The sequence below is a fragment of the Neobacillus notoginsengisoli genome (assembly GCF_003515685.1).
In the GTDB taxonomy this organism is placed as follows: domain Bacteria; phylum Bacillota; class Bacilli; order Bacillales; family Cytobacillaceae; genus Bacillus_D; species Bacillus_D notoginsengisoli.
The window spans coordinates 71,683-95,730 of sequence record NZ_QWEG01000009.1; the positions used below are offsets into that span (position 1 = coordinate 71,683).

Here is a 24,048-nt window from a genome sequence, read left to right on the forward strand (position 1 = left end):
ACACGATAAGTGTGATAAAAGTCACAATAAATAACTTATAAGCTATTTTAACATGTAAATAAAGCAATAGAATAATGGTAATTTTGAACAAAATGTGAATTAAAATATTGCTATTTTTACCTATTGTAACCACTTGTATTTTGCTGGAAAAAATCGAATAATTTGTGAAACTTTTAAAAGGGATGTAACATGAAAAGAAAATGACAGTGGAGGCTTTTATGGGACGAGAGTTAAATATGCTTGGAGAGAAAATACTCGAACGGAAAAATGAAATTGCCAAAAAGGTACATGAAATCAGAATTTCAGATGCAACTGAAGAACAAAAGCAATTACTGCTGTCTATGATTAATGAAAAAGAAATCATAGAAGTCCGCGCGGGCTTTGTTTCGATGTTTGGTGAAGCATTACTTGATGGGGTTAGCAAAGAAGAGGCATATGAAAAAATTGAAAAATGGGCGAAAGAAACTGGAGAATTTACATACAGTATGGGAATTCCACTTGATGAAGCTCTGAAAGACACAAGTTATTACAGAAGTTTTATTTATGAGGTCCTGGAAGAGGAAGTCCTTCGCCATGATATGTCTGTAAAAACAGTGTTCGAGGTTGCCAGAAAGATAGACCCGCTGTTGGACCATGCTGTATATTGCTTTAGCCTTACGTATGTCCATTATTATAGAAATACAATGGAAGCTTCGAAAAATGCATTCCTTGAATTATCGGTTCCAGTCGTGCCGCTTACAAATGGAATCGCGATCCTGCCGTTGATCGGAAATGTCGATACTGAGCGGGCTCAGCTCATTATGGAAGAAGCGCTCGATGCCGCTGTAAAACTAAAGCTGAATACATTAATAATTGATCTCTCAGGTGTCATGATTGTCGATACAATGGTAGCAGACCAGTTGTTTAAAGTCATTTCCTCCCTCGAATTGCTCGGTGTCCAATCAGTCTTGACCGGAATCAGACCCGAAATTGCCCAGACAGTGATCAAAATGGGGATTAATTTTGCAAATGTCAATATTAAAACAAATCTTCAACAAGCATTTGAAGAGCTAGACCGGAAAAACAAAAAGCATCTGTAAAGATTAGTCTTCCTAAGCAATCTACAATTGTTAAACTTCTAAAAAATCAATCCATCATATAGATAAGAGCATTCTGAATCGAATTCGGGGTGCTCTTTTTTTGTTATTCCTACAGCCAAGTTGTTAAAAGTCTTTTTAGTAGAAAAAGATAAATTGTCAAATGTTTGTGAACATTTTGTTAACTTGTTTCAATGTAATTTGATATGAAGACTCGAGCAACTTACGATAAAAGGAAGTAAGAATTCAGAGGATAGGGGGAAACAGCATGGAGTTGAAAAGGAGAACTTTGTTAAAGGCCTCAGCCATTTCACTGGCCATGGCAGCGGCAGGCTGCAAACAAAAAGAAGGAAAACCTGCTGCAATAAACGATGTCCAGGCAGCTTCAATCGAACCCGATGAATGGAAAAAGACGGTATGCCGTTTTTGCGGGACAGGCTGCGGAATTCTTGTTGGCGTAAAAGACGGAAAAGTTATTGCGACAAAAGGAGATCCCGAAAACGGATCGAACAAAGGATTAAACTGTGTAAAGGGCTATTATATAGGAAAGATTTTATTCGGGGAAGACAGATTGACCAAACCGCTGATCCGGGAAGATAAGTCCAAAAAAGGGACAATGGATGGATTTAGGGAAGCTTCCTGGGAAGAAGCACTCGACTTAATTTCAATGAAGCTTCTTGAGGCTTATCAAGCAGACCCAAAATCAATCGCATTCTGGGGCTCCGGCCAGCAGAGTATTATGGAGGGGTATGCTAGCGTCAAATTTTGGAAAGCGGGTCTTTTAAACAACAATATCGATCCGAACGCAAGGCTTTGCATGGCAAGCGCGGTGACCGGATTCATGTCCACATTCCAATCGGATGAGCCGATGGGTTCGTTTCGGGATCTGGATGAAACGGATGTGTTTGTCACTTGGGGAGCGAATATGGCGGAAATGCATCCTGTTCTCTACTCAAGGCTGACGGCGAGAAAACTGAGCGCGCCGGGAACAAAGCATTATGATTTGACGACAAGGAAATCCCGGACTTCGGAAACAGCTGACAAAACACTTGTTTTTCGGCCGCAGACTGATCTTGCAATCGCCAATGCAATTGCAAACTATCTAATTCAAAATGAAAAGTATGATAAAAAGTTTGTGGAAGCGCATGTACAATTCAAAGCAGGGACAGAAAATCTCGGCCACTCATTTAAGGACGATTACGATGCAACCGAACCCGGCGCATCGGCTGATAAAGACTGGACTATCCCTTTTGAAGAGTACAAAGAAAGGCTTGAACCGTACACATTTGAGTATGCTTCCAAGATTTCAGGAGTCCCTGGAGCGGATATTGAAGCCTTAGCATTGGAATTTGCCGACCCTGGCAAAAAAATCGTTTCTCTCTGGACGATGGGTGTAAACCAGCACACGAGAGGAACATGGATGAACAATTTGATTTACAATCTTCATCTTCTTACAGGGAAAATCTCAAAGCCTGGAAGCGGACCATTCTCACTCACTGGGCAGCCGAGTGCTTGCGGAACTGCTAGGGAAGTCGGTGTCTTTTCACATCGCCTGCCATCCGATTTAGTTGTGAAAAATCCTGAACACAGGCAGTATGCCGAGCTGATCTGGAACCTGCCAAAAGGGTATTTGGATCCGATTGAAAAGCCGGGTTATCATACAGTGAAAATGTTCAGGGAGCTTGGCAAAGGAAATGTCAAATTCCTCTGGAGCATGTCCAATAACTGGGGCCAGACAATGCCAAAGCTGAATAGGTTCCGCGGCCAAGATGCGGACGGAAAGGGCGTTCTGGACGGTTTCATCGTCGTTTCAGAGGTTTATCCGACGAAGTCGACTGAGCTAGCCGACGTCGTTCTGCCTGCTGCCATGTGGGTTGAACGTGAAGGCCAGTTTGGAAATGCGGAGCGAAGAACGAGCGTTTTTGAAAAGTGCATTGATGCCCCAGGAGTAGCAAAATGGGATCTTTGGGCCATCGTGCAAGTTGCAAAAAGAGTCCTCGAAGGAAAGAAGATTGGCAGCAAGCCTGCCTTCGATGTTCTGTTCGGAATGGTTTGGGATAAAGCAAAAAATGATATGCTCGAAGACCAGCGCGAGGTAAATAAAATTCTTTGGGAGGAATACCGGCAGTTCACGAATCCTCATGAGCACACGAACCCAGAAGTTCAGGAGCTTGGCAAAAAGCTGAAAGTAAAGGCAAAGCAAATGGCGCCATACGAAGAATACGTGAAAAAGAGCATGTGCTGGCCGGTTAGGAACATGAACGGTCAATGGATTGAAACCAACTGGCGATATGCGGACGGTAAACAGGAAGATGGGTTCGATCAGGTGGGAATCGAGGATTTTGGCAAAAAGGGAACGGTCGATCAGATTGATTTTTATAAATCTGCGGAGCACCGTCCATCGGTCATTTTCAGGCCATTCGAAGATGCTGCCGAAATACCGGATGAGGAATATCCATTCTGGCTTTGTACAGGAAGGGTCCTCGAACATTGGCACAGTGGCAGCATGACTAGGAGGGTCCCCGAATTGCATAGGGCAGTACCGGAAGCTTTATGCGAAATCCATCCTGACGATGCATCAACCCTTGGCATTTCAGAAGGCGATAAGGTAAAGGTTGTCTCAAGACGGGGGGAAGTTGAAGTGAAGGCCGTTTTGAATGGAAGGGGCAACCCGCCAAAAGGCCTGATTTATGTTCCGTTTTTTGCTGAAGAAACGCTGATTAATCTCGTCACACTTGACTGTTACTGCCCGATTTCAAAACAGCCAGATTATAAAAAATGCGCCGTCAAGGTCGTAAAGGCATAGGGGGAAAGAACAATGAAATTGCATGAATTGGCTTACCTCGGTTTGTTTTTTGTCGTCCTCTTAACTGCGATTGGCGTGACAAAACTTTCAGAAGTGAGGGAAACCGCCCAGGTGCCGAAAAGCCAGGTGTCAGCACTTGTCCAGCTAGATGAAAAAGAAAGGCCGGATGCCGCGACGATGCAGCTGATCAGTCCGCCTCCGACTCAGCCTTCAGACCATGTAAACAGGTGGAATCCAGAGCTTCATCATGAAAGCTGCCTTGCATGCCACGGGAAGTCTGGGACAGGCGCACCAACGCCACCCGAGAACCATTATATTGATAGTGACCAGAAAGGGACTATTTTCAGGGATAATTGCATCCAATGCCATGTTACACAAAATGATAAAAAACCCGCCTTCAACCGTGAGAGTTAAGAGGCAGGTTCGACTAAGGTATGAATGGGAAGGGGGCATAGCTAATGGTCATATCAGGCCTCTATATCGATACAATTGAAGGGATGGCAATGTCGGCCGCTATCGCAATCAATAAGCTGAAGGGTGTCGAAGTACACCATGTCGAAGACGACAAAAAGATTGTTCTCACAATCGAAACTGAAACAATCGATGAAAGCTACCGAATTTCCGATTCCTTCAAGAAAATTGACGGTGTTTTGGGAACTTGCCTAGTGTTTAGTAATTTTGAAGAGGAGCCTTTCTACAAAGAGGCGGACAAAAAATGAACGGCCAAGTAAATAGGCGCAAATTTTTAACATTGAACCTTGAGGCGGCAGTCGGGTTTTTAGGGAATGTGCTTTTGCCAGAAATAGAACAGGAGCGTGACTATTTCAGGCCGCCCGGCGCCGGGGATGAGCTGTCCTTTCTTACATTCTGTACGAGATGCGGTGTTTGCAGGGATGTATGTCCAGAGCAGTCCATTTCCTTATTTACGGTATCGAGCGGTGCAAAACTCGCCCATACGCCTTATCTCGACCCAAATCTTTCACCATGCACATTTTGCGGAAAATGCATCGATGCCTGTAAGGTTGACGCATTAAGTAAGACCTCCCTTTCTTTAGAGAAGGCAATAGGCAAGGCAAGAATCATTGAATTAAATTGTCTCGTATATAAAGGCGTTATTTGTGATTACTGTGTTCAGGCCTGCCCCCGAAAAGGAGAGGCAATCCGGGTTGAAAACGGTAAACCATTGATTACTAGCGGGTGCGACGGCTGCGGGCTATGTGTTAAGCATTGCATATCTGATCAAAAAGCTATCTTGGTAGAACTGCTTTCTTGACATGTTTGTTCCTTTTTCGAATTACATGTTCCCTTGTCATTCCGGCATACTAAGGATAAAACCCGAAAGTGGTGGCATAATGGTCAAATGGGATGAACAAGGAGCTCCAAATAATAATCTTTCTCCAAAAACAATTAGAACGTCCAAGCTATTGGGCAAGGGTAAAGCAGATGAGGAATTTTCAATCGAGCATTATGAAGGACAGAAGGCGAATGACCCGGCTAATAAAAATCGGTAAAGGTAAAAGCGATGCGTCATGCATCGCTTTTATTATTTTCTTAAATTTACGGCCTCTAAAGTCTGTTTCACAGCCTGCTGTCCAAAAACCGCCACGCCAGTAGCAACAATCCCATTTGTAATCGCCTGGACGTTCAGACCAAACGCAAAGCATGCCAGAAAAAGTGAAATTGCAAATAAGACCCAAATAATAGACCAATCAGGAATGTGTGGCGTTTGTTTTAAGGCGTACCCAATAATCCAAAGAACGGGTACCAGGAAATAATAATTTTCATTTAAAAATTGCAGAAAATCACCCATTTTTCCACCTCCATTCAAAATACTATATGGAGAAATGGGAAAAAGGTTTGTACCATTCCCCCTCGCCAATAAAGATTATTTTCAAAATCAGTCAGCGGTGTAATATAAAAGGGAATAAATAGGGAAGGAATCAGATTATGGAAATCGGACAAACACGGGGGAATGTATTTGGCAAGGAAATATGATTTGGATTGGCAGCGGGTGCTCGCGACGTTTGCAGTATTTTTGTATCATATATTAATGTTTTTTAATCCTTGGCCCTGGCATGTAAAAAATAGCGAAACCGATTCACAAATGATCGTCGTAAGTTCATTGCCGATCGGAATTTGGATTATGCCTCTATTTTTTATCATTTCGGGCATGACTGCTTCAATCTCACTTCAGAAGAGAACAAAAAAACATTATGTAAGGGAACGGTTGTCCAGGCTGGGGATTCCGCTTCTCTTTGGAGTTATCATTCTCACTCCTCCCCAGGTGTATTTGGAGTGGATCAGCCACGGGCAGTTTACCGGCAGTTTTTTGGAGTTTTTAGAGGGTTATTTAAATGGCCCTTATCTTGAAATTGGCGGTAAAGGGAATTTTGCTTTTTTTGGACTGCATTTATGGTATTTATTTGTTTTGCTGCTGTTAAGTTTTCTTAAATGGGACAATCGCCTAAAACTTTACAGTAACCCCCGATTATGGTATTCTTTATGCAGCCGTTAATGAGTTAGTTTAAAAAGCTTCTAACATCCGTTAAAGCTTTATGCTGAACTAGCTTTATCAATCGTAATGGCTAATTTACACAAGGCTAAGAATGCCAATAGGAGGATTTGTTTTACATGACAAACGGTAAAGTAAAATGGTTTAACGCAGAAAAAGGCTTTGGTTTCATCGAAACAGAGGACGGAAACGATGTATTTGTCCATTTCTCTGCCATTCAATCCGAAGGCTTCAAATCTCTTGAAGAAGGCGAAGAAGTAACTTTCGAAATCGTGGAGGGTGCACGCGGTCCTCAGGCAGCGAACGTAACAAAACAATAATAGCCGACCAATATGGAACAGCCAGGCACACGCCTGGCTGTTTTTTTATTTTTGAAGAACTTACCTAAGATTGGGACCCTATTTGCCAACACGGATTATGACTATCCCTTGCTGAGTAAAAATCTTAATGGAACGGAAAAAGTTAACGGAATATTCATATCTTTATAGTGGATTGGATGAAGGGTTGATTAAAATAAGCTTATACGTTGATTTTAACAACATATGGAAAGGAGTGGCGGAATGCTGCTAAAAGCCCGATCCGAATCAAACGAATTAATGGGGATGCGCAATTTGAATGTGCGTATGGAGTTGTCCGAAAGTGATAAATATTATCTGTCCATTTTGGAAAGTGGCTTTGAGGGTGAGGTTGTTTTTGATAAGCTTGCGGCTAACCTGAAAGAAGAGAGGTACATCCTGAATGACGTGTTCCTCGAAGCGAATAATTCCCATACCCAGATTGACTCGATCATTATTTCTGAGGGAGTGATTTACCAGCTCGATATAAAAAATTATAAAGGAGAATACTACTGGGAAGATGGAAAATTGTATTCTAAGGCAACCGGAATGATCTGTAAAAACCCAGTCGAGCAATTAAACAGGAGTTCCGTTCTCTTCAATCAATTCCTCAGAAAGCACAAGTTAGTTCACCTCGTTGAACCCTACGTTATCTTCATCAATCCCGATTTCACCTTATATCAAGCCCCAATGGACCTACCGATTATCCTGCCAACCAAACTGGACCAGTTTATTGAGCGATTGAATAATACACCATCTAGATTAGACAACCGCCATAAGGAACTGGCTCAAATCCTATTAACCTCCGATCAGGAGCGCAGTCGTTTTACGAAACTCCCTGAGCATCATTATGAACAGATGAAAAAAGGTGTTTTCTGCAAAAAATGCGGAGAAATCCTGACTGAACGAAAAAATCACCATTTTATTTGCCGAAGTTGTGACCATCAGGAAAAGGTTGAGTCAGCGATTTTAAGGAGTGCGGAGGAGTATAAACTCCTTTTTCCAGAAAGAAAGATGACAAACCAGAACATCAGGGAATGGTGTCAGACTGATTTAAACAGGCGGACTATCTCAAGGATTTTGATGAAAAAGTTTCGGGTGATAGGAAGCAAAAAATATACTTATTACGAGTGATTTTTACCCAATTTAGTTACTAATTTGGCAATTCGTCAAAAGGAAATTTGCTCGAATCGCAGATGGGCAGAAGGCATGTTATGCAAGGAGTTTTTACGAGACACAAATTTGGTCCATAGCTTTATTGTAGTCGCATAGAGGCTTTCTATGCGACAGGATTTCGCTCCAGAATGGTAGTGAAGTCGCATAGGGGGTTTTTATGCGACATGATTTGGCTCTAGAACGGTATTGAAGTCGCATAGGGGGGTTTTATGCGACACAAACTTGGTCGAGGGCTTTATTGAAGTCGCATAAGGGGGTTCTATGCGACATGATTTCGCTTCAGAACGGTAGTGAAGTCGCATGGGGGGTTTTTATGCGACACAAACTTGGTCGAGGGTTGTATTGAAGTCGCATAAGGGGGTTCTATGCGACATGATTTCGCTCCAGAACGGTAGTGAAGTCGCATAGGGGGTTTTTATGCGACACAAACTTGGTCGAGGGTTGTATTGAAGTCGCATAAGGGGGTATTATGCGACATGATTTCGCTCCAGAGTGGTATTACTGTCGCATAAGGGATTGTTATGCGACATGAATTTAGTCCAAAGCTGTTTTGCAGTCGCAAAGAGGTCTTCAATGCGACAGGAAATCGTTTCAATGCGGCCTTGCAGTCGAATAAAGCATAACAAGTAACCGGCAGCAACAATATATCCGAGGAAAGCCTAAGTTTTAACCAGTTTCATAGAACTCTTTTGCCAGTAGAAAAAATGTTGGAATCCTGTGTTACAATATGGGGTAACTGCTATTCTTAACTCGAACGAAATAGAATTTTCCAGCAAAAAATAGTTTTCATAAATTTGTTTCAATCCGCACCTAGCCGGATTATCTTATAATGAAAGCAGTGAAATACGCTGAAAGAGGTGGAGTGAAAGTGAAATTTATCCATACGGCTGACTGGCATCTTGGAAAACTGGTGCACGGGGTATACAAGACTCCCTATCAACGGGAGGTACTGGAGCAATTTGTGGATTTGATTAAAGAAGAAAAGCCTGATGCGGTCGTTATTGCGGGTGATTTATATGATCGGTCAGTACCTCCTATCGATGCGGTCAACCTGCTTGATGACATCCTTTTCAAAATAAATGTAGAATGTAAAACGCCGATTATCTCGATTGCTGGAAACCATGACAGCGCCGACCGCCTTTCTTTCGGCAGTTCTTGGTACAAGCACAGCCAATTCTACTTATCTGGGAAGCTTACAGACAGCTTTAAACCAGTACATATTAATGGTGTGAATTTTTACTTAATCCCTTATGCCGAGCCGGGGGTTGTAAGAGAGATACTTGAGACCGACAAAATTCAAACCCATCATGACGCAATGAAGGCCATCATCGGTAAAATTGAGGAAGAATTAAACCCGAATGAACCGAACGTATTTGTTGGGCATGCGTTTGTCACAGGCGGGGAAACGTGTGATTCGGAACGGCTTCTTTCTGTTGGCGCGTCCGGTTCGGTAGGGGCAGAACTGTTCGCTCCGTTTTCCTATACCGCCCTCGGCCATCTCCACAGCCCAGAGGCAATCCGCCACGATACGATTAAATATTCTGGGTCACTATTAAAATATTCTTTTTCAGAAGCAAAACATAAAAAGTCCGTTTCGATTATTGAAATGGATAGCAACGGAAGATTTACCCATCGCTCAAGGTCGCTTTTGCCAGCCAAAGATATGAGGGAGCTTTCAGGTTATCTGGAGGAGCTGCTAGACCCTGCTTATTATGAAAAACAGAAATGCGATGATTTTCTTAAAATCACCCTTCTTGATGAAGGGGCGATCATTGACCCAATGGGGAAGCTTCGCCAGGTATATCCGGATGTTCTTCATCTTGAAAAGAAAATTGACATGGTGGACCAAAAATCAAAGCAGTCATTCTCAATTGGTGACAGGCGGGAAAGAAAATCAGAACTGGACCTCTTTGAGCAGTTCTACAAGGAAATGACGACACTCGAGTTTTCAGATGAAAAAAAATCGGTGATGGCGAGTGTGATTGAAACAGCGGTTAAGGAGGAAATGCCGGTATGAGGCCGATCAAATTGACAATGCAGGCGTTTGGTCCGTATGCGGGCAGGGACACGATCAATTTTTCCCAGCTAGGCAATCGAACAATGTTTGTAATTTCAGGAAAGACTGGTTCCGGCAAAACAACGATTTTTGATGCGATCAGTTATGCCATTTATGGAAAAGCGAGCGGAGAAGACAGGACTGGGACAGATTTAAGGAGCCAATTTGCAGATAGCAATGTCCTGACCGAAGTCTCACTCGATTTCTCGCTCCGGGGCAAAAAATATACAATCATCCGCACTCCTCAACAGGAAAGGAAAAAGGAGCGGGGAGATGGAACTCGCGTCTTGCCGGCCACAGCACTCCTTTATACGGTTGGCGAGGACGGGGAATCCAAGCTAATTGCGTCCAAAATTACCGAAGTAGATGAGAAAATCAAGGAAATCATGCTGATTGACAGCAACCAATTCAGGCAAATTCTGATGATCCCACAAGGGGAATTCCGCAAACTCCTTACCTCGGACAGTAAGGAAAAGGAAGTCATCCTCCAGCGGCTTTTTCACACCCAGCTTTATAAGCTTGTCGAAGAAAAGCTTCGCAACGAATCCCAGGAGCTGAAGAAACGGGTAGAGGACCGTATTGGGATGAGAAATGATGCCCTGAAAAGAATCCAGGCAGAGTTCAATGAAGAACTAATCGTATTTGTTGAAGCAGGCAGTACGAATGACGCCTTGATTCTGCCGCTTCTTACTGAGGAAATTCAGGCAATGGCTGCCGGAATTGATCGTTTGTCAGTGAAAATTGCCGAAAAACGCAGTGAGCAGGATAAATTGAAGCAGGAATACTTTGCCGCGGAAACGATCCTCAAGCAAATAAAGGATAAAGAAGAGCTTGAAGCAAAGAAACGAGACCTCGTTAACGCGAAGGAGCTATTTCTTGCAAAAGAAAAGCAGATTCACCTTGCCAGAAGGGCTGCCCTTTTGGCGTCCCAAGAAGAGCTTTGCCACAGGCTGAAGAAAGAGGTAGATTCAGCGAAGAACACAGCGGACCGACTTCAGGAAAGCGTAACCCGGCTCACCGAGCTGAAAACGATAAAGGAAAAAGCAGTTGAACTCGAAAAAACCAAGGAACCCGAGCGGCAGAAAGCCCTCGATCTTTTAAACAAGCTCTTGAACATGAAGGAAGATGTTTATTCCTTTGCGGAGGTCCAGAAAAACCTATACCAAGCTGAAGCTTCCTTAACTAAAATGAAGGAAAAGACCGTTCATCTCGAGGCGAAATTGGATCAAGCAGGGCAAACGGAAAAGAATCTTCTTTTGCAAAAAGTAGAAATTGACCAGGCGAAAATCGATAAGGTTGGTAATGAACGAAGCCTTGAGATTGTCGAAAATACCATTGGGAAGCTTACAAGACTCGAAACGCTAATGGACCGTTCCGAAAAAGCCAATGTGCAAAATGAACAAAAGGAAGCGTTTTTTAGAAAAGCAGAAGTTGCCCTAGCTGCTGCGAAAAATGAAGTTGACGTGCTTGAGGAAAAGTGGCTAAAAGGGCAGGCTTCCATCCTTGCCGGAAAATTGAACCTGGGGGACCCTTGTCCTGTCTGCGGTTCGGAACATCATCCGGCACCCGCCCACAATCACAGCGAAGAAGTGCCTGATGAGAACTTGCTAAAGCTTGCCAAGCAGCAGGCCGCCAAGGCGGAACAGGAAAAAGGAAAAGCCGAATCCGCTTACCTGGAAAGCAAATCCCTCAAAGAAAGATACTCGGAGGATGTGCAAACAGCCCTAGGAGAGCTTACAGACATGCATCCTTCCTTCGCAGAGTTAGGGCTAGAGAAGTTCTCAGCAAAACTTACGGCTGAAAAAGACCATGTTCTTGCCGCAAAAGCTGGGATTGAAAGAAAACTAGCCCATGCAGAATCCGTTGAAAAACAATTTAACGAGCTGGAATTAAACAAGCTCGCCATTCAAAAGGATGTGCAGGAATGCCGCGCTTCCGCGGAGGATTTGGCCATAAAGGCGGCGGAATTTAAAACCCAGCTGACTAGAATGGCGGCAATGGTTCCTGAAAGTCTCCGCTCCGTCCCTGTCTACGAAAAAGCGTTACAGGAAGCGATGGACCGAAAGGAAAAGCTGGACAGAGAATACGAAACTTCTCAAAAATCTTTCCAGGAGGCAGGAGAAAAATTGACTGCCGAATCAGCCCGGCTGAAAGACGCCCTAGAGAATTTTGTTAGAAAAGAGCAGGAACTCTCTGCCGAGAGGGAGAGCTTCCGGGCCCAAATGCACACACAGGGCTTTGACAGTTATTCGGCATATGAAAACGCAAGACTGACAGAACGTGAGATTGAAAAGCTCGAGCGGGAAGTCAGGGAATATAACGAGGAACTGCGGGTTTGCTCTGAACGGCTAGCGGAACTTTCCGGGATACTAGAAGGAAAGGCTCGTCCGGATCTCGATGGCCTATCCAAGGCGCTCGGAGCCATTGATGCTGAAATTGACCTGCTCCAAAAAGAGAGTAGGGACCTTTATTTAAAGAAAAGCCAGAATCAAGATGTCAAACAGCGTGTCGAAGCGTTGAACAAGGAAATGAAAAGCCTGGAGGAGCGCTATCAAATCGTCGGCCACTTGTCTGATATAGCAAGGGGGCAGAACACATACCGTCTCACGTTTGAAAGATATGTACTCGCTGCTTTCCTTGACGATATTTTGCGGGAGGCGAACCGCAGGCTTTCAAAAATGACCTCGGGCCGTTTCCAGCTGCGCAGGAAAACAGACAGGTCAAAAGGGAATGTCCAGAGCGGCCTTGAACTGCTAGTTTTCGACCAATACACGGCCCAGGAGCGGCATGTAAAAACATTATCAGGCGGCGAAAGCTTCAAAGCGGCGCTGTCACTGGCACTAGGCCTGGCTGATGTCGTCCAGGCAAATGCAGGCGGGGTTTCCCTTGAAACGATGTTTATCGATGAAGGCTTCGGAACACTTGATCCGGAATCCCTTGAGCAGGCGATTGATGCGTTGATCGACATTCAATCCACCGGCCGGTTAGTGGGAATTATCTCGCACGTTCCCGAACTGAAGGAACGGATTGATGCCCGGTTGGAAGTTACCTCGACCCAGGCTGGAAGCAAGGCCGAATTTGTCGTCGGAGTTTAAAACAAGAAGAAATTTTCAACATGACACGAGAATTAAAACCCCACCGGCTTATCGGTGGGGTTTTTATCAGGAAGATACCTCGACTGTTGTGAATTCCTGGATTGTACGACCGTGATCATCTGTATGTTCGGTATAATCTCCGCCAGTATATGAACGGATGGTCTTTCTCCAAAAAGCTTTTGCCGGTTCATTTGCCTGGATTTGTGTGATCCGCCACTTTCCTTGGAACATGGCAAAAAGCTGCTGGGCGGCTATTTTGCCATAACCATGACCAGTATATTTCCGGATAATATGGAATTCTTCAATTGAATTTGAAGATTGGCCTAAACCGGCTGTCACAAGGGCAAAACCAATCAGTTCATCTTCAAGCTGGATGAAAAAAGGATGATGATGTTCATCGGCCCAATATTCATCAAGTTGAAACCTTTTATAAGTGCCGTCCGTTTCAAGGCGTATTTCCGGTTTGAACACAGAGAAATCATAAAAATAAAACTGCATTAAATGATGGAGTGTTTCCTCTTGGTTTTTATCAACTTTAATTAACGTCAGCACCAACTATTCCCCCTCGCAAATATATAAACTACCTATTCGACAGCTCTATATCATTTCCTGCAAATGAATAGGCTTGGTTTGAAGTTCGGAAAATGTGGCTAAGTATAGAGTGAATCTTCCATCAGTAGGGTGCCTTTCCTTACTGATGGTTAGCCGGGCACAGCGGCAAGTTTCACTGTAATTCACTAATCGGACCTTTAGGTGGGATAAAGAAAACCATGAGTCACATTTAGCTTCTTAATGATGAGAGGAGATTTTCGTATGAAAATCGTATATGGATTAATGACAAACACGGGAAACGGCAACGAATTTTTGTATGATCTAGGCGTCTGGGAGACCGAGGAGTCTGCAAATGATTACCTTGTCAATAAGCTTCCGCATTCCACAGGAATTTGGGTTGAACAAATTGAAATTAATGATCCATCGCCCGAAGATCTTATGCCGCTAACGGAGAAAATGTTAGAATGCAGCCAGTGCGGGGTTAGCTATAGTCCCGAGGATATTCACATAATTGATGGAGTTGACGTCTGCTTAGATTGTGAACCGGCATTTAAGCAAAACAAGATTGGATAATTGAATAAAAGAAATAAACCGTATTTGGATTACCCGAATACGGTTTTTTGTTATTGATAAAAAAGGAATAAAGAGAGAATTTATAAAGTATACATAATTTTTAGAAAAGTCCTTTACTTTATATTCCCTATCATATATATTAGTAAACAATATCCAGATGAGGAAAAAGAATGAATAGGGGGGAGCAAATGTTTAAAAGTGTCGACAATTTACATTCAACACTTTTTGAAAAGAAAGTGGTGTTAGTAACAGGTTCAGCACACGGTATTGGAAAAGGTATATGTTTATCATTTATCAAGCACGGGGCAACGGTGGTTGGAACAGATATATTGGAAGAGGAACTAAAACAGGTAAAACAGGAAATCAACCAATACATAAACACGAATGAGTTACAAGCAAGTTTTCATACGTATCAAAGTGACCTGACAATGGAAGATGAAGTCAATAAACTAGTAAAAAATACTGTAAATGATTTTGGAAAAATAGATGTTCTCGTTAATAATGCCGGCGGTGTATGTGGCCAAGTCCATAAACCAATAGAAAATGTCAGTGCGGAAGATTGGAGTAAAATTTTTTCAATAAATTTGGAGACAGCGTTTTTTATGACCAAAGCGGTTGTCCCATATATGAAGGAAAATCGATTTGGAAGGATTATTAATATTTCTAGTGGAGCCGGGCGAAGTACAAGTTTAACAGGGATTCAAGCCTATGCAAGCGCAAAAGCAGGGCAAATTGGGTTTACACGCCAAATGGCGCAGGAACTTGGGCCATTTGGAATTACAGTAAATAATGTCGCGCCGGGTTTTGTCATTTCCAACCCATCTACCAAAAGGCAGTGGGAGGCGATGGGCAAGGCGAAACAGGAGAATTTAATATCCTCCATAGCATTAAATCGAATAGGTAAGCCAGAGGATATCGCTCATCCAGTCCTGTTTTTCGCATCGGATTTTGCATCTTATGTCAGTGGGCAAACAATTTCTGCTGATGGTGGACTACAACTATTCTAGGGGGATTTAAATGAAATTCACGATCATCGGTGCGGGAGCCATTGGGGGGGTTCTGGGAGCCTATCTTATAAAAGCGGGATATAAAGTAACATTCTTTGATATCGATGAAGAGCATGTAAAAGAAATGAATCATGGTGGTTTAACGATAGAAGGGCCTGACGAAATTTTTACAGTAAGGTGTAATGCGTTGACACCAAACCAGCTGGAAAGTGCAAACCCCGAACTGGAAACAGTGTTTTTATGTGTGAAAGCACAACATACCGAAAAAGCACTTGAACCATTCCTTCCTTTTATCAAAAAAGAGACCAATGTAGTATCTATTCAAAATGGCTTATGTGAAAAGATGATAGTCCCGTTGATTGGACGAGAAAAAACAATTGGCTGCTTTGTCAATTTTTCTGCAGATTATCTAGCTCCCGGAAAAATTCTTTATGGAGGGGTCGCATCTCTCTATATTGGGGAGCTCGATGGAACAATCAGCAGAAGGGTCAAGGAACTTCAGAAGGCTTTACTTAGCTGGGGGCCGGCGGAAATTACAGAAAATATCTGGGGATACCTTTGGGGGAAAATGTCTTACGCGGGCTTATTGTATGCAACAGCGCTTGTAGACGAAACGATGGCAACAGTGGTGAGGCAGCTTGAATTTAGAGAGACACTTATTGAACTTTGCGCGGAAATATTGGAAGTCTGCAATAAAGAGGGGGTGTTCCCGCTCGGGTTCGATGACTGGGAGCCATCCCTCATTTATCCAAGGGAAAAACAAAATGAAAAAGAACTGGCTGCTCAGTTAGAAAAGCTTGCAACCAGAATGGCTGAGAATAAGAAAACGAAAAGCGGCATTTGGAGAGACCTTGCGATAAGAAAACGGAAGACAGAAATTGATGCCCAGTTAGTCCCGATTCTCAGAATTGGAGCGAACCATGGCCTGGAAATGCCACTCACCTCCTTATTGGTCAATCTCATAAAACAGATTGAAACAGGTTCCCTTCAAATGGGGTGGGAAAATTTAACTAGATTAAAACAAATGTACGAAAGTGGCGAAAAATATGTTAAATCATGAAAACCTATCCGACCACGTTGCAAAAATTATCCGCAAGATGATCTTGAATGGCACCTTAAAACCAGGAGATAAAGTGAACCAAGCCCAGTTGGCTGAAAGCTTGAATATTTCGAGGGGGCCTATTAGGGAAGCATTGCATTTGCTTCAAAATGAAGGTCTCATAAAACACGAAACAAACAAGGGAACTCATGTTACAACACTTTCTGCTCAGGACGCGTATGAAATTTATTCGTTAAGAGCTTTACTGGAATCCAAGGCTGCGGAACTCGCAATGATGAATCTTACCCCCGCAGAGTTCACCCAGTTGGAAAAGCTTTTGGAGGAATTTAGGACATCTCTCTTTGCGGACGATCTTGAAAAGGAAGCAATTTGCGATATAAATTTTCACAAGGTAATCGTAAAGGCATCGCATCATCAAAGACTGATCAGGATGCATGAGCAGCTCGATATACAAGTAGGTGCCATGTTTCTGACAGTAGTAAATAAACTACCAGTTAGAGCAACAAAGGTGGTAGAAAATCATCAAAAACTACTCGATGCGTTACGATCTTCAGACCGGGCTAGGGTGGCAAAAGAATTCTCGGAACATTACATTCATACTCTAAATGAATTGAAGGACGCGCAGGGCCAACTGACTATTTAAGGTGGTGCTTACATGTTACTAGAGCTTTCCGATGTATCTCTATCATTAAAAAGGGATGGGAAATATGTCAAAATCCTTGACCAAGTTTCATTTGAGGTTAATAAAGGTGAGACAGTTGGCATAGTTGGAGAATCCGGTTGCGGGAAAAGCATGACAGCTCTATCCATTATGCGCCTGCTCCCTGAAAAAGCAAAGCTTAGCGGAGAAATAACCCTGGACAATGAAAATGTCATGAAATATTCAAGGAGGACGATGGAAAAAGTCAGGGGAAATAAAATGGCGATGATTTTCCAGGATCCGTTAACATCCTTAAATCCTCTGCAGACAGTTGGCAGGCAAATTGAGGAAACGCTTTTGCTTCATACAGACTTAACGAAAGATCAGAGAAAAGAACGTGTTATTCATTTGTTAACAGAAGTAGGGCTGCCAAGAGCTAAAGAAATTGCTTCAGAATATCCGCATCAATTATCAGGCGGAATGAGACAGAGGGTGATGATTGCGATTTCTATGGCTTGCAATCCAAGCCTGCTTATCTGTGATGAACCGACAACAGCCCTGGATGTAACCGTTCAGGCACAAATTCTAGATTTAATGAATAGGCTGAAGGTTTCAAACGAAATGAGCATTATTATGATCACCCATGATCTTGGCGTTGTAGCTGAAGTCTGTGATCGTGTAGTCGTCATGTATGCCGGAAAGGTTGTCGAACAAGCAGAAGTAAAAGAACTGTTTCTCAACCCCAAACACCCTTATACAAAAGGGCTATTGGAATCCATACCGAAACTAGGCGTTAAAAAAGAAAAACTTGGTTCCATTCCCGGTATGGTCCCTTCACCGGATAAAATGCCTCATGGCTGCCGCTTTTTTGAAAGATGCCCTTCTGCTATGGAGAAATGCAGGGGTGCGGTCCCGCCAATGGTTGAGGTAGGAAACGAACATACAGCAGCTTGTTGGTTATATGAGGGAAAGGAGGGTGAGGTTCCAGATGCCAATGTTGGAAGTAAGGGACTTGAAGCAGCATTACACAATTAAAAAAGGCTTCCTCGGAGAAAAGAAAACGGTTAAAGCTGTTGATGGAGTCAGTTTTTCTCTTGAGCAAGGCGAAACACTTGGGATTGTAGGGGAATCCGGCTGCGGGAAGTCCAGCTTGGGACGATCCATTCTTCAATTAATAAAGCCAACATCAGGAAAAATATTTTTTAACGGCAGGGATATTACCCATCTGCCCAGGGGTGAGATGAAAGCCCTCCGCAGAGATATGCAAATAGTTTTCCAAGATCCCTATGCCTCACTTAACCCAAGAAGCACCGTAAAGACGATTCTGGAAACCCCTCTTATCGTACATGGGATAGGAAATAGGGCGGCCAGGATGGAAATCATAAAAGGGCTAATAGATAAAATTGGTATTCGGCAGGATCAGTTGGACCGTTATCCCCATGAGTTTTCAGGGGGCCAGAGACAAAGAATTGGAATCGCGAGAGCATTAACTTTAAATCCAAGGTTAATTATTGCGGATGAGCCAGTTTCTGCACTTGACGTTTCTGTACAGTCTCAAGTATTGAACTTAATGGTCGATCTTCAAAAGGAAATGAATCTCAGTTATATCTTTATTTCTCATGACCTTTCAGTTGTCCAGCATATTTCTGACCGCGTTGCCGTTATGTATTTAGGAAAAATAGTTGAAATTGCCAGCGTTGAAGAACTTTATGTCAACCCTTTGCATCCGTATACAAAAGCACTCTTATCTGCAGTTCCGATTCCTGATCCTACTAAAAAAAGGGAGAGGATTATTCTCCAAGGGGATCTTCCTAGTCCTGTAAATCCGCCAAGCGGCTGCCCTTTTCATACAAGGTGCCCAATCGCAACTCCGGAATGTAAGGTCGAAACTCCCGGTTTACGGGAAAAAGCGATGGACCACTGGGCAGCGTGTATTCATGTACAGCCTGAACTTAACAAAAAAGAAGAGTTAATTATCTCTTAACAAAAAGGGGGCGGGATTGTGGATGCGCTACGCTATATCTTGAAAAGGCTGTTGTTAATGGTACCCATACTCTTTGGAGTTACATTATTAACCTTTTTTATTTCAAATAGCATTCCTGGTGATCCGGCCAGGCTTGCCGCAGGGCCTTATGCAAAAGCAGAGGTAGTAGAGGAATTGCGCGAAAAAATGGGCTTGAATGATCCAATGTACGTCCAGTACGGAAATTACATGAAAAAACTGCTTCAAGGTGACTTAGGAACGAGCAACTATACCCACCAACCTGTTATGAAAGATGTGAAACAATATTTTCCGGCAACACTTGAACTTACTTTATTTTCAATGTTTATCACGATTTTGATTGGCATCCCAATAGGAGTGTTGAGCGCCAGTAAGAAGGATAAGATAGCGGATCAGATTTCTAGAATCATAGCATTATTGGGAGTGGCAATGCCTGCGTTTTGGCTTGGAATCATCCTTTTATTGTTTTTCTATCTAAAACTCGGAGTGCTGCCAGGGTCAGGGCGGCTGGATAACGGCCTCTCCCCTCCAACTACAATTACCGGGATGTATACGGTTGATGCGTTATTAACCGGAAACTGGGTTGTTTTCAAATCAGCCATCATCCATTTAATCCTTCCGGGTATTACTCAAGCAGCGGTAACAATCGGAATGATTACCAGGATGACGAGATCCTCAATGCTGGAAGTTCTCAGGAGCGATTATATCAGAACAGCTTTTGCAAAAGGCGGTTCGGAAAAGAGAGTCCTCTATGGACATGCGCTCCGCAATGGCATGATGCCTATATTAACCTTGCTTGGCATGACCTTTGGGAATTCCCTGGGAGGAAGTGTCCTTGTCGAATCGGTCTTTTCTTGGCCGGGTCTAGGGAAGTATGCAGTCACAGCAATTACTTATCTGGATTTTCCAGCTGTAATGGCCGTTACACTTTTGATTGCTGTATTGTTTATTACTGTTAACTTAATCATTGATTTGCTGTACCAGGTTATTGACCCAAGACTTAATTATGACTAAAGGAGGATCGTTCATGGTTAGAAGGATATTCATGAGCCCATTGACGATGCTTGGGCTGTTTCTAGTATCGCTCTTCTTAATCCTCGCCTTTTTCGCGCCATGGATTGCACCAAAAGACCCATTACAAGTCAATTTGGGACAAAAGCTGCTTCCTCCGAACGCCGATCACTGGTTTGGTACTGATGAAGTGGGCCGCGATATTTTAAGCAGGATTATTTACGGTACCAGAATTTCTCTGAGAATTGGTCTGATGGTTGTCGCAATCTCCTTTCCTTTGGGCACTATTCTTGGTGCAATTGCGGGGTTTGTCGGGGGAATCGTCGACCAGGTTATTATGAGATTGACGGATATTTTCTTAAGTTTTCCAGGCATTATTTTGGCAATGGCCATTGCGGCTGCACTCGGGCCTTCAATTGAAAATGTGCTGTTAGCTCTCGCTATTACCTGGTGGCCATGGTATACGAGGATTGTCCGCTCATCGGTTCTATCTATCAAAAATTCAGAGTTTATTGAGTCGGCCCGTGCGATTGGCGCAAATCCGGCTAGGATTTTATTTAAAGAAATCATTCCTAATTCGATTGCCCCTGCAAGTATCCAGGCAAGCCTTGATCTGGGATTTGTCATATTGGCAGCGGCTGGCCTCAGTTTTATTGGACTGGGCGCCCAGCCTCCATCACCGGAATGGGGTGCGATGCTATCATCAAGCAGGGAAATTCTCCGTGATGCATGGTGGGCAGCGACTTTCCCTGGACTGGCAATCTTATTAACAGTACTCGGTTTCAACTTATTAGGAGACGGCCTAAGGGATCTACTAGACCCTAAGAACCGATAGATTAATAAAATAGTCTGAAAGGAGGCTGGACAATCTTCTGGTAATGTATTTCAAGGCTGTGTTAAAGAATTATGTTGATTCTTAACTACGTTGATTGAAGCGAAGGGCACCGACTCCGGCGGGATGAAGCGGCAAGGTGGAGACCCCATGAAAAGCGGAAGCGCCTTGGTCAGGGGCGACAGGCTTAAGACAAGCCGGCCAGAAGGCGCAGTTTGCCTTCTTGACGGTTTGGCTTAAGACCCCGAGCTCCTAGGCGCTGCAGCTAGACTGACAGGCGCAAAAGCGCCGAGGAGGCTCTACTGACGCCCCGCGGAAAGCGTGTGCCCGCAGCGGAAATCAACAGCCAAATATAACACAGCCATTTTTAAAGGTTTTGTACCTGCATTGAGGGAGCCAGACACCTAACAAGACTTATTTTACATCTGCCCTCATAGTTTCCTGGCATGAAGAAATGAATAAAACAATTGGGGGAAACCAAATGAAAAAGAATAAGTTTATTTTAAAAATGATGACAATGGTCTTTATCGCAATTCTAGCCTTGTCAGGGTGCAATAAATATAACCAGGACGATAAAGCATCTGGAAATACCAAAAACGAATCAGGGAAAGAAACGGATGTAAAAGGATCGGGAAATCCTGAAGTGTTTAATTTTGCAACTAACCAGGATATTCCACACCTCGATCCTCATGGAACAGCAGCAAATACTTCTTTCCGCGTCACTTACATGCTATATGACCGACTTGTTACGTATGATGGAAAAGATACTGAGGTTAAGCCCCAGTTAGCTGAAAAATGGGATATTTCAGATGACGGACTAACCTACACGTTTCATTTGAGGAAGGATGCAAAATTCCATGATGGAACTCCGGTTACAGCTGAAGCAGTAAAATATTCTTACTCACGCGCAATTGATATTGGTAAGTCCGCCGCGGGACAATTTAGCGGAGTTGTAACGAAAGAAAGTTTTGAAGTTGTCGATGACCATACGATCAAAATCAAATTAGTTAAGCCTTTTGCTCCGTTTATCAAAACGCTTGGAACGGTATATGCAAATATCGTAAACCCAAAACTAGCTGAAAATCATGGTGATGATTTTGGTGAACAATATCTTTCCGATAAAGATATGGGTTCAGGCCCCTACATTCTTGATAGCTGGGATCGCGGACAAAAGCTTGTCCTAAAAGCGAATGAAGATTATTGGGGTGGAGCGCCGAAATTAAAGACAGTCAACATTCAAATTGTTAACGAACCATCTACCGCAAGACTCATGATTGAAAAAGGGGAAATTGATCTTATTGATGATACAATGCTTTCTCCAGATGTAATGAAAGAAATGGAAGGCAAAGAAGGAATTGAAATTATCAAATCACCTGGATATCAAATTGATGATATCGCGATGAACGTAGAGAAAAAGCCACTCGACAATGTCAAGGTCCGCCAAGCGCTTGGATATGCGATTAACTATGAATCAATCATTAATGATATCCTCCTCGGTGCCGGCCAACGTGCCCACGGGATAATCCCTGAAGGAATGTTCGGCTACAACCCTGATACAAAGCTATTCGAGTATGACTTGGAAAAAGCGAAAGCGTTATTAAAAGAAGCTGGACAGGATAAAGGCTTTGAATTGGAAATCCTCATTTCAGAAAATAACGAAGTACGAAAAAACATCGCGGTCATGCTTCAGTCAGATTTTAAACAGATCGGCATTGATTTGAAAATCAAGACATTGGCATGGCCGACATTCCTTGAAACGGTTACTTCGGGCGGACACCAATTGGCTCTTGCCGCTTGGACGCCTGACTATGCTGACCCAGATTACAATCTATGGTACTTCGCGCACTCTTCAAGTAAAGGTCCTGGGTTCAATCTGGCTTTCTATGAAAATAAGAAAGTAGATGAGTTGTTAGCTGAAGGAAGGACGACTGTAGACGAAGCGCGCAGGGAAGCAATTTATAAGGAAATTCAGCAGATTATGAATGATGAAGTGCCTTATTTATTCCCTTCACAGCGTCTGGTTCAGGCAGCAAAAAGGTCTTGGGTTTCTGATTATGATATTAATCCAATGAACACATGGTATGTGCCTTTCCACAAAATTACGAAGGAATAATGAAAGGAAAGCGGCCGTATCTTCAAGCGTTACGGCTGCTTTTTAATGAAAAGGCTTAGTTAAAAACTATTGTCGATATTTAACTGCGTTGATTGAAACGGAGAGCACCGACTCCGGCGGGATGAAGCGGCAAGGTGGAGACCCCGCAGGCGCCTGCGCCGAGGAGGCTCCACTGACGCCCCGCGGAAAGCGTGTGCCTGAAGTGAAAATCAACACCTCAGTTTTTATAGAGGATAATAAAAAAGGAGCGGATCTATCTATGTGGCAATTCGGTAATTTGGAAGTTGAACGAGGTCAAAAAGTAACGGGGTATTTAGAGTTTCCTATTATTGAAGAAAAGTTGCCTGTATTTTTGCTTAACGGTGAATCAGAAGGTCCGACTGTTCTCGTTCTTGGCGGTATCCATGGCTGCGAATATACGTCGATAGACGCAGCACTTGAAATTGGAAGGAGATTGGAGCCCAAGGATATCAAAGGCCGGCTCGCTGTTTTGCCAATTGCGAATCCTGAAGGTTTTTTCTCAAGAAGTATTTACGTCCATCCGAAAGACAATAAAAATCTCAATCGGGTCTTTCCGGGAAATCCCAATGGAACTGAAGCTGAGAAGCTTGCATATTGCATAAATGAAACGGCATTTAAAGCCGCGGATTACCTAATCGATTTGCATGGGGGCGACATGATCGAAGCGCTAGTCCCTTTTACTATTTATCAAGTTACGGAGAATAGTAGCCTTACAGTTAAGTCCAAGGAACTCGCATCGCTTTTTGGAATCGAATATGTGGTTGGTTCTACAGGGCAAGTAGGAGGTTCTACATATAGTTCCGCAGCATATGACGGGAAGGTTGCTGTGATTGCCGAGGCTGGCCAGCAGGGTATCCTTGACCCAGAGCAATCAAAGCTTTTACAGGATGGGACATTGAATGCTTTGCGTTGGGCTGGTCTGCTCGACGGGGAGGCAAAGACATCTCCTGTAAAGCAATTATCTACTTTTGATTGGTCGTTTGCGGACGTTCAGGGACTTTGGTATCCATGTGTAGAAGTTGGACAGCAGGTAAAAACAGGCCAATCACTTGGACAAATAAAGAATTTGTTTGGCGAAACAGTAAAAGAATATTTTGCTGGTTCAGATGGGGTGGTATTGTTCCTGGTCACTTCTTTAGCAATCAACGAAAAAGATCCACTGATCGCCATAGGTAATTGAT

Annotated in this window: 24 protein-coding genes; 22 read left to right on the plus strand and 2 right to left on the minus strand. The window is 43.3% G+C overall.

Annotation, left to right across the window (positions count from 1 at the left end; genetic code table 11):
• Positions 1-218: 218 nt before the first annotated feature.
• The 6 genes from D1B31_RS14625 (at position 219) to D1B31_RS24310 (ending at position 5,393) form a co-directional block, all read left to right on the plus strand.
• On the plus strand, positions 219-1,079 hold the full coding sequence (locus D1B31_RS14625; protein WP_118921659.1) for an STAS domain-containing protein: 861 nt from the start codon (positions 219-221) through the stop codon (positions 1,077-1,079).
• A gap of 265 nt (positions 1,080-1,344) precedes the next feature.
• Positions 1,345-3,882: a nitrate reductase catalytic subunit NapA gene (gene napA / locus D1B31_RS14630; protein ID WP_118921661.1), complete on the plus strand. Its 2,538-nt coding sequence runs from the start codon at positions 1,345-1,347 to the stop codon at positions 3,880-3,882.
• Positions 3,883-3,894: 12 nt separating this feature from the next.
• The gene (locus D1B31_RS14635; RefSeq protein WP_118921663.1) at positions 3,895-4,296 is read left to right on the plus strand and encodes a nitrate reductase cytochrome c-type subunit; all 402 of its coding nucleotides are present in this window, start codon (positions 3,895-3,897) and stop codon (positions 4,294-4,296) included.
• A gap of 44 nt (positions 4,297-4,340) precedes the next feature.
• Positions 4,341-4,601: a chaperone NapD gene (locus D1B31_RS14640; protein WP_118921665.1), complete on the plus strand. Its 261-nt coding sequence runs from the start codon at positions 4,341-4,343 to the stop codon at positions 4,599-4,601.
• Positions 4,598-5,155, plus strand: coding sequence for a 4Fe-4S dicluster domain-containing protein (locus tag D1B31_RS14645; protein ID WP_118921667.1), 558 nt, complete (start codon positions 4,598-4,600; stop codon positions 5,153-5,155). Before D1B31_RS14640 ends, D1B31_RS14645 begins: the two co-directional genes overlap by 4 nt.
• Before the next feature lie 79 nt (positions 5,156-5,234).
• Positions 5,235-5,393 carry a hypothetical protein gene (locus D1B31_RS24310; RefSeq protein ID WP_158587556.1) on the plus strand — a complete coding sequence of 53 codons (159 nt, stop codon included), beginning with the start codon at positions 5,235-5,237 and terminating at the stop codon, positions 5,391-5,393.
• 32 nt (positions 5,394-5,425) lie between these two features.
• On the opposite strand, the gene D1B31_RS14650 is transcribed toward D1B31_RS24310, so the two are convergent.
• Positions 5,426-5,692 (minus strand): phage holin family protein, encoded by a 267-nt coding sequence (locus tag D1B31_RS14650; protein WP_118921669.1) that lies wholly within the window; start codon positions 5,690-5,692, stop codon positions 5,426-5,428.
• Positions 5,693-5,860: 168 nt separating this feature from the next.
• On the opposite strand from D1B31_RS14650, the gene D1B31_RS14655 reads away from it, so the two are divergent.
• The 5 genes from D1B31_RS14655 (at position 5,861) to D1B31_RS14675 (ending at position 13,056) form a co-directional block, all read left to right on the plus strand.
• On the plus strand, positions 5,861-6,397 hold the full coding sequence (locus D1B31_RS14655; RefSeq protein WP_240035276.1) for an acyltransferase family protein: 537 nt from the start codon (positions 5,861-5,863) through the stop codon (positions 6,395-6,397).
• 116 nt (positions 6,398-6,513) lie between these two features.
• Positions 6,514-6,714, plus strand: a complete 201-nt coding sequence (locus tag D1B31_RS14660) for a cold-shock protein (protein ID WP_118921673.1) — start codon at positions 6,514-6,516, stop codon at positions 6,712-6,714.
• Positions 6,715-6,954: 240 nt separating this feature from the next.
• Complete coding sequence (locus tag D1B31_RS14665; protein WP_118921675.1) at positions 6,955-7,863, plus strand: nuclease-related domain-containing protein; 909 nt, start codon at positions 6,955-6,957, stop codon at positions 7,861-7,863.
• 910 nt (positions 7,864-8,773) lie between these two features.
• Positions 8,774-9,922, plus strand: coding sequence for an exonuclease SbcCD subunit D (locus tag D1B31_RS14670; protein WP_118921677.1), 1,149 nt, complete (start codon positions 8,774-8,776; stop codon positions 9,920-9,922).
• On the plus strand, positions 9,919-13,056 hold the full coding sequence (locus tag D1B31_RS14675; RefSeq protein ID WP_118921679.1) for an AAA family ATPase: 3,138 nt from the start codon (positions 9,919-9,921) through the stop codon (positions 13,054-13,056). Before D1B31_RS14670 ends, D1B31_RS14675 begins: the two co-directional genes overlap by 4 nt.
• A gap of 66 nt (positions 13,057-13,122) precedes the next feature.
• On the opposite strand, the gene D1B31_RS14680 is transcribed toward D1B31_RS14675, so the two are convergent.
• A complete protein-coding gene (locus tag D1B31_RS14680; RefSeq protein ID WP_118921681.1) occupies positions 13,123-13,608 on the minus strand; it encodes a GNAT family N-acetyltransferase in 486 nt (161 codons plus the stop codon).
• Positions 13,609-13,869: 261 nt separating this feature from the next.
• Here D1B31_RS14680 and D1B31_RS14685 point away from each other — a divergent pair, with 261 nt between their 5' ends.
• From D1B31_RS14685 to D1B31_RS14730, 11 genes are all read left to right on the plus strand, one after another.
• Complete coding sequence (locus D1B31_RS14685; protein WP_118921683.1) at positions 13,870-14,181, plus strand: hypothetical protein; 312 nt, start codon at positions 13,870-13,872, stop codon at positions 14,179-14,181.
• Positions 14,182-14,369: 188 nt separating this feature from the next.
• On the plus strand, positions 14,370-15,188 hold the full coding sequence (locus D1B31_RS14690; RefSeq protein WP_118921685.1) for an SDR family NAD(P)-dependent oxidoreductase: 819 nt from the start codon (positions 14,370-14,372) through the stop codon (positions 15,186-15,188).
• Between the two features lie 10 nt (positions 15,189-15,198).
• A complete protein-coding gene (locus tag D1B31_RS14695; RefSeq protein WP_118921687.1) occupies positions 15,199-16,248 on the plus strand; it encodes a ketopantoate reductase family protein in 1,050 nt (349 codons plus the stop codon).
• Complete coding sequence (locus tag D1B31_RS14700; protein WP_118921689.1) at positions 16,235-16,891, plus strand: GntR family transcriptional regulator; 657 nt, start codon at positions 16,235-16,237, stop codon at positions 16,889-16,891. The genes D1B31_RS14695 and D1B31_RS14700 overlap by 14 nt, the downstream gene beginning before the upstream one ends.
• A gap of 12 nt (positions 16,892-16,903) precedes the next feature.
• Complete coding sequence (locus D1B31_RS14705; RefSeq protein ID WP_118921691.1) at positions 16,904-17,923, plus strand: ABC transporter ATP-binding protein; 1,020 nt, start codon at positions 16,904-16,906, stop codon at positions 17,921-17,923.
• Positions 17,877-18,872, plus strand: coding sequence for an ABC transporter ATP-binding protein (locus tag D1B31_RS14710; protein WP_118921693.1), 996 nt, complete (start codon positions 17,877-17,879; stop codon positions 18,870-18,872). Before D1B31_RS14705 ends, D1B31_RS14710 begins: the two co-directional genes overlap by 47 nt.
• An 18-nt stretch (positions 18,873-18,890) precedes the next feature.
• Positions 18,891-19,904: an ABC transporter permease gene (locus D1B31_RS14715; RefSeq protein ID WP_204563026.1), complete on the plus strand. Its 1,014-nt coding sequence runs from the start codon at positions 18,891-18,893 to the stop codon at positions 19,902-19,904.
• Between the two features lie 13 nt (positions 19,905-19,917).
• A complete protein-coding gene (nikC, locus tag D1B31_RS14720) occupies positions 19,918-20,736 on the plus strand; it encodes a nickel transporter permease (protein ID WP_118921695.1) in 819 nt (272 codons plus the stop codon).
• 90 nt (positions 20,737-20,826) lie between these two features.
• A complete protein-coding gene (locus tag D1B31_RS24315; protein ID WP_158587557.1) occupies positions 20,827-20,973 on the plus strand; it encodes a hypothetical protein in 147 nt (48 codons plus the stop codon).
• A gap of 241 nt (positions 20,974-21,214) precedes the next feature.
• Positions 21,215-22,846 (plus strand): ABC transporter substrate-binding protein, encoded by a 1,632-nt coding sequence (locus D1B31_RS14725; RefSeq protein ID WP_158587558.1) that lies wholly within the window; start codon positions 21,215-21,217, stop codon positions 22,844-22,846.
• Between the two features lie 88 nt (positions 22,847-22,934).
• Positions 22,935-24,047, plus strand: coding sequence for a M14 family metallopeptidase (locus D1B31_RS14730; protein WP_158587559.1), 1,113 nt, complete (start codon positions 22,935-22,937; stop codon positions 24,045-24,047).
• Position 24,048: the final 1 nt, after the last annotated feature.

Coding starts and splice junctions, on each gene's coding strand:
- D1B31_RS14640 (WP_118921665.1), top strand. CDS start 4,341: ATGGTCATATCAGGCCTCTATATCGATACAATTGAAGGGATGGCAATG.
- D1B31_RS14690 (WP_118921685.1), top strand. CDS start 14,370: ATGTTTAAAAGTGTCGACAATTTACATTCAACACTTTTTGAAAAGAAA.
- D1B31_RS14660 (WP_118921673.1), top strand. CDS start 6,514: ATGACAAACGGTAAAGTAAAATGGTTTAACGCAGAAAAAGGCTTTGGT.
- D1B31_RS14700 (WP_118921689.1), top strand. CDS start 16,235: ATGTTAAATCATGAAAACCTATCCGACCACGTTGCAAAAATTATCCGC.
- D1B31_RS24310 (WP_158587556.1), top strand. CDS start 5,235: ATGGTCAAATGGGATGAACAAGGAGCTCCAAATAATAATCTTTCTCCA.
- D1B31_RS14710 (WP_118921693.1), top strand. CDS start 17,877: ATGCCAATGTTGGAAGTAAGGGACTTGAAGCAGCATTACACAATTAAA.
- nikC (WP_118921695.1), top strand. CDS start 19,918: ATGGTTAGAAGGATATTCATGAGCCCATTGACGATGCTTGGGCTGTTT.
- D1B31_RS14625 (WP_118921659.1), top strand. CDS start 219: ATGGGACGAGAGTTAAATATGCTTGGAGAGAAAATACTCGAACGGAAA.
- D1B31_RS14635 (WP_118921663.1), top strand. CDS start 3,895: ATGAAATTGCATGAATTGGCTTACCTCGGTTTGTTTTTTGTCGTCCTC.
- D1B31_RS14705 (WP_118921691.1), top strand. CDS start 16,904: ATGTTACTAGAGCTTTCCGATGTATCTCTATCATTAAAAAGGGATGGG.
- D1B31_RS14665 (WP_118921675.1), top strand. CDS start 6,955: ATGCTGCTAAAAGCCCGATCCGAATCAAACGAATTAATGGGGATGCGC.
- D1B31_RS14645 (WP_118921667.1), top strand. CDS start 4,598: ATGAACGGCCAAGTAAATAGGCGCAAATTTTTAACATTGAACCTTGAG.
- D1B31_RS14675 (WP_118921679.1), top strand. CDS start 9,919: ATGAGGCCGATCAAATTGACAATGCAGGCGTTTGGTCCGTATGCGGGC.
- napA (WP_118921661.1), top strand. CDS start 1,345: ATGGAGTTGAAAAGGAGAACTTTGTTAAAGGCCTCAGCCATTTCACTG.
- D1B31_RS14725 (WP_158587558.1), top strand. CDS start 21,215: ATGAAAAAGAATAAGTTTATTTTAAAAATGATGACAATGGTCTTTATC.
- D1B31_RS14650 (WP_118921669.1), bottom strand. CDS start 5,692: ATGGGTGATTTTCTGCAATTTTTAAATGAAAATTATTATTTCCTGGTA.
- D1B31_RS14685 (WP_118921683.1), top strand. CDS start 13,870: ATGAAAATCGTATATGGATTAATGACAAACACGGGAAACGGCAACGAA.
- D1B31_RS14695 (WP_118921687.1), top strand. CDS start 15,199: ATGAAATTCACGATCATCGGTGCGGGAGCCATTGGGGGGGTTCTGGGA.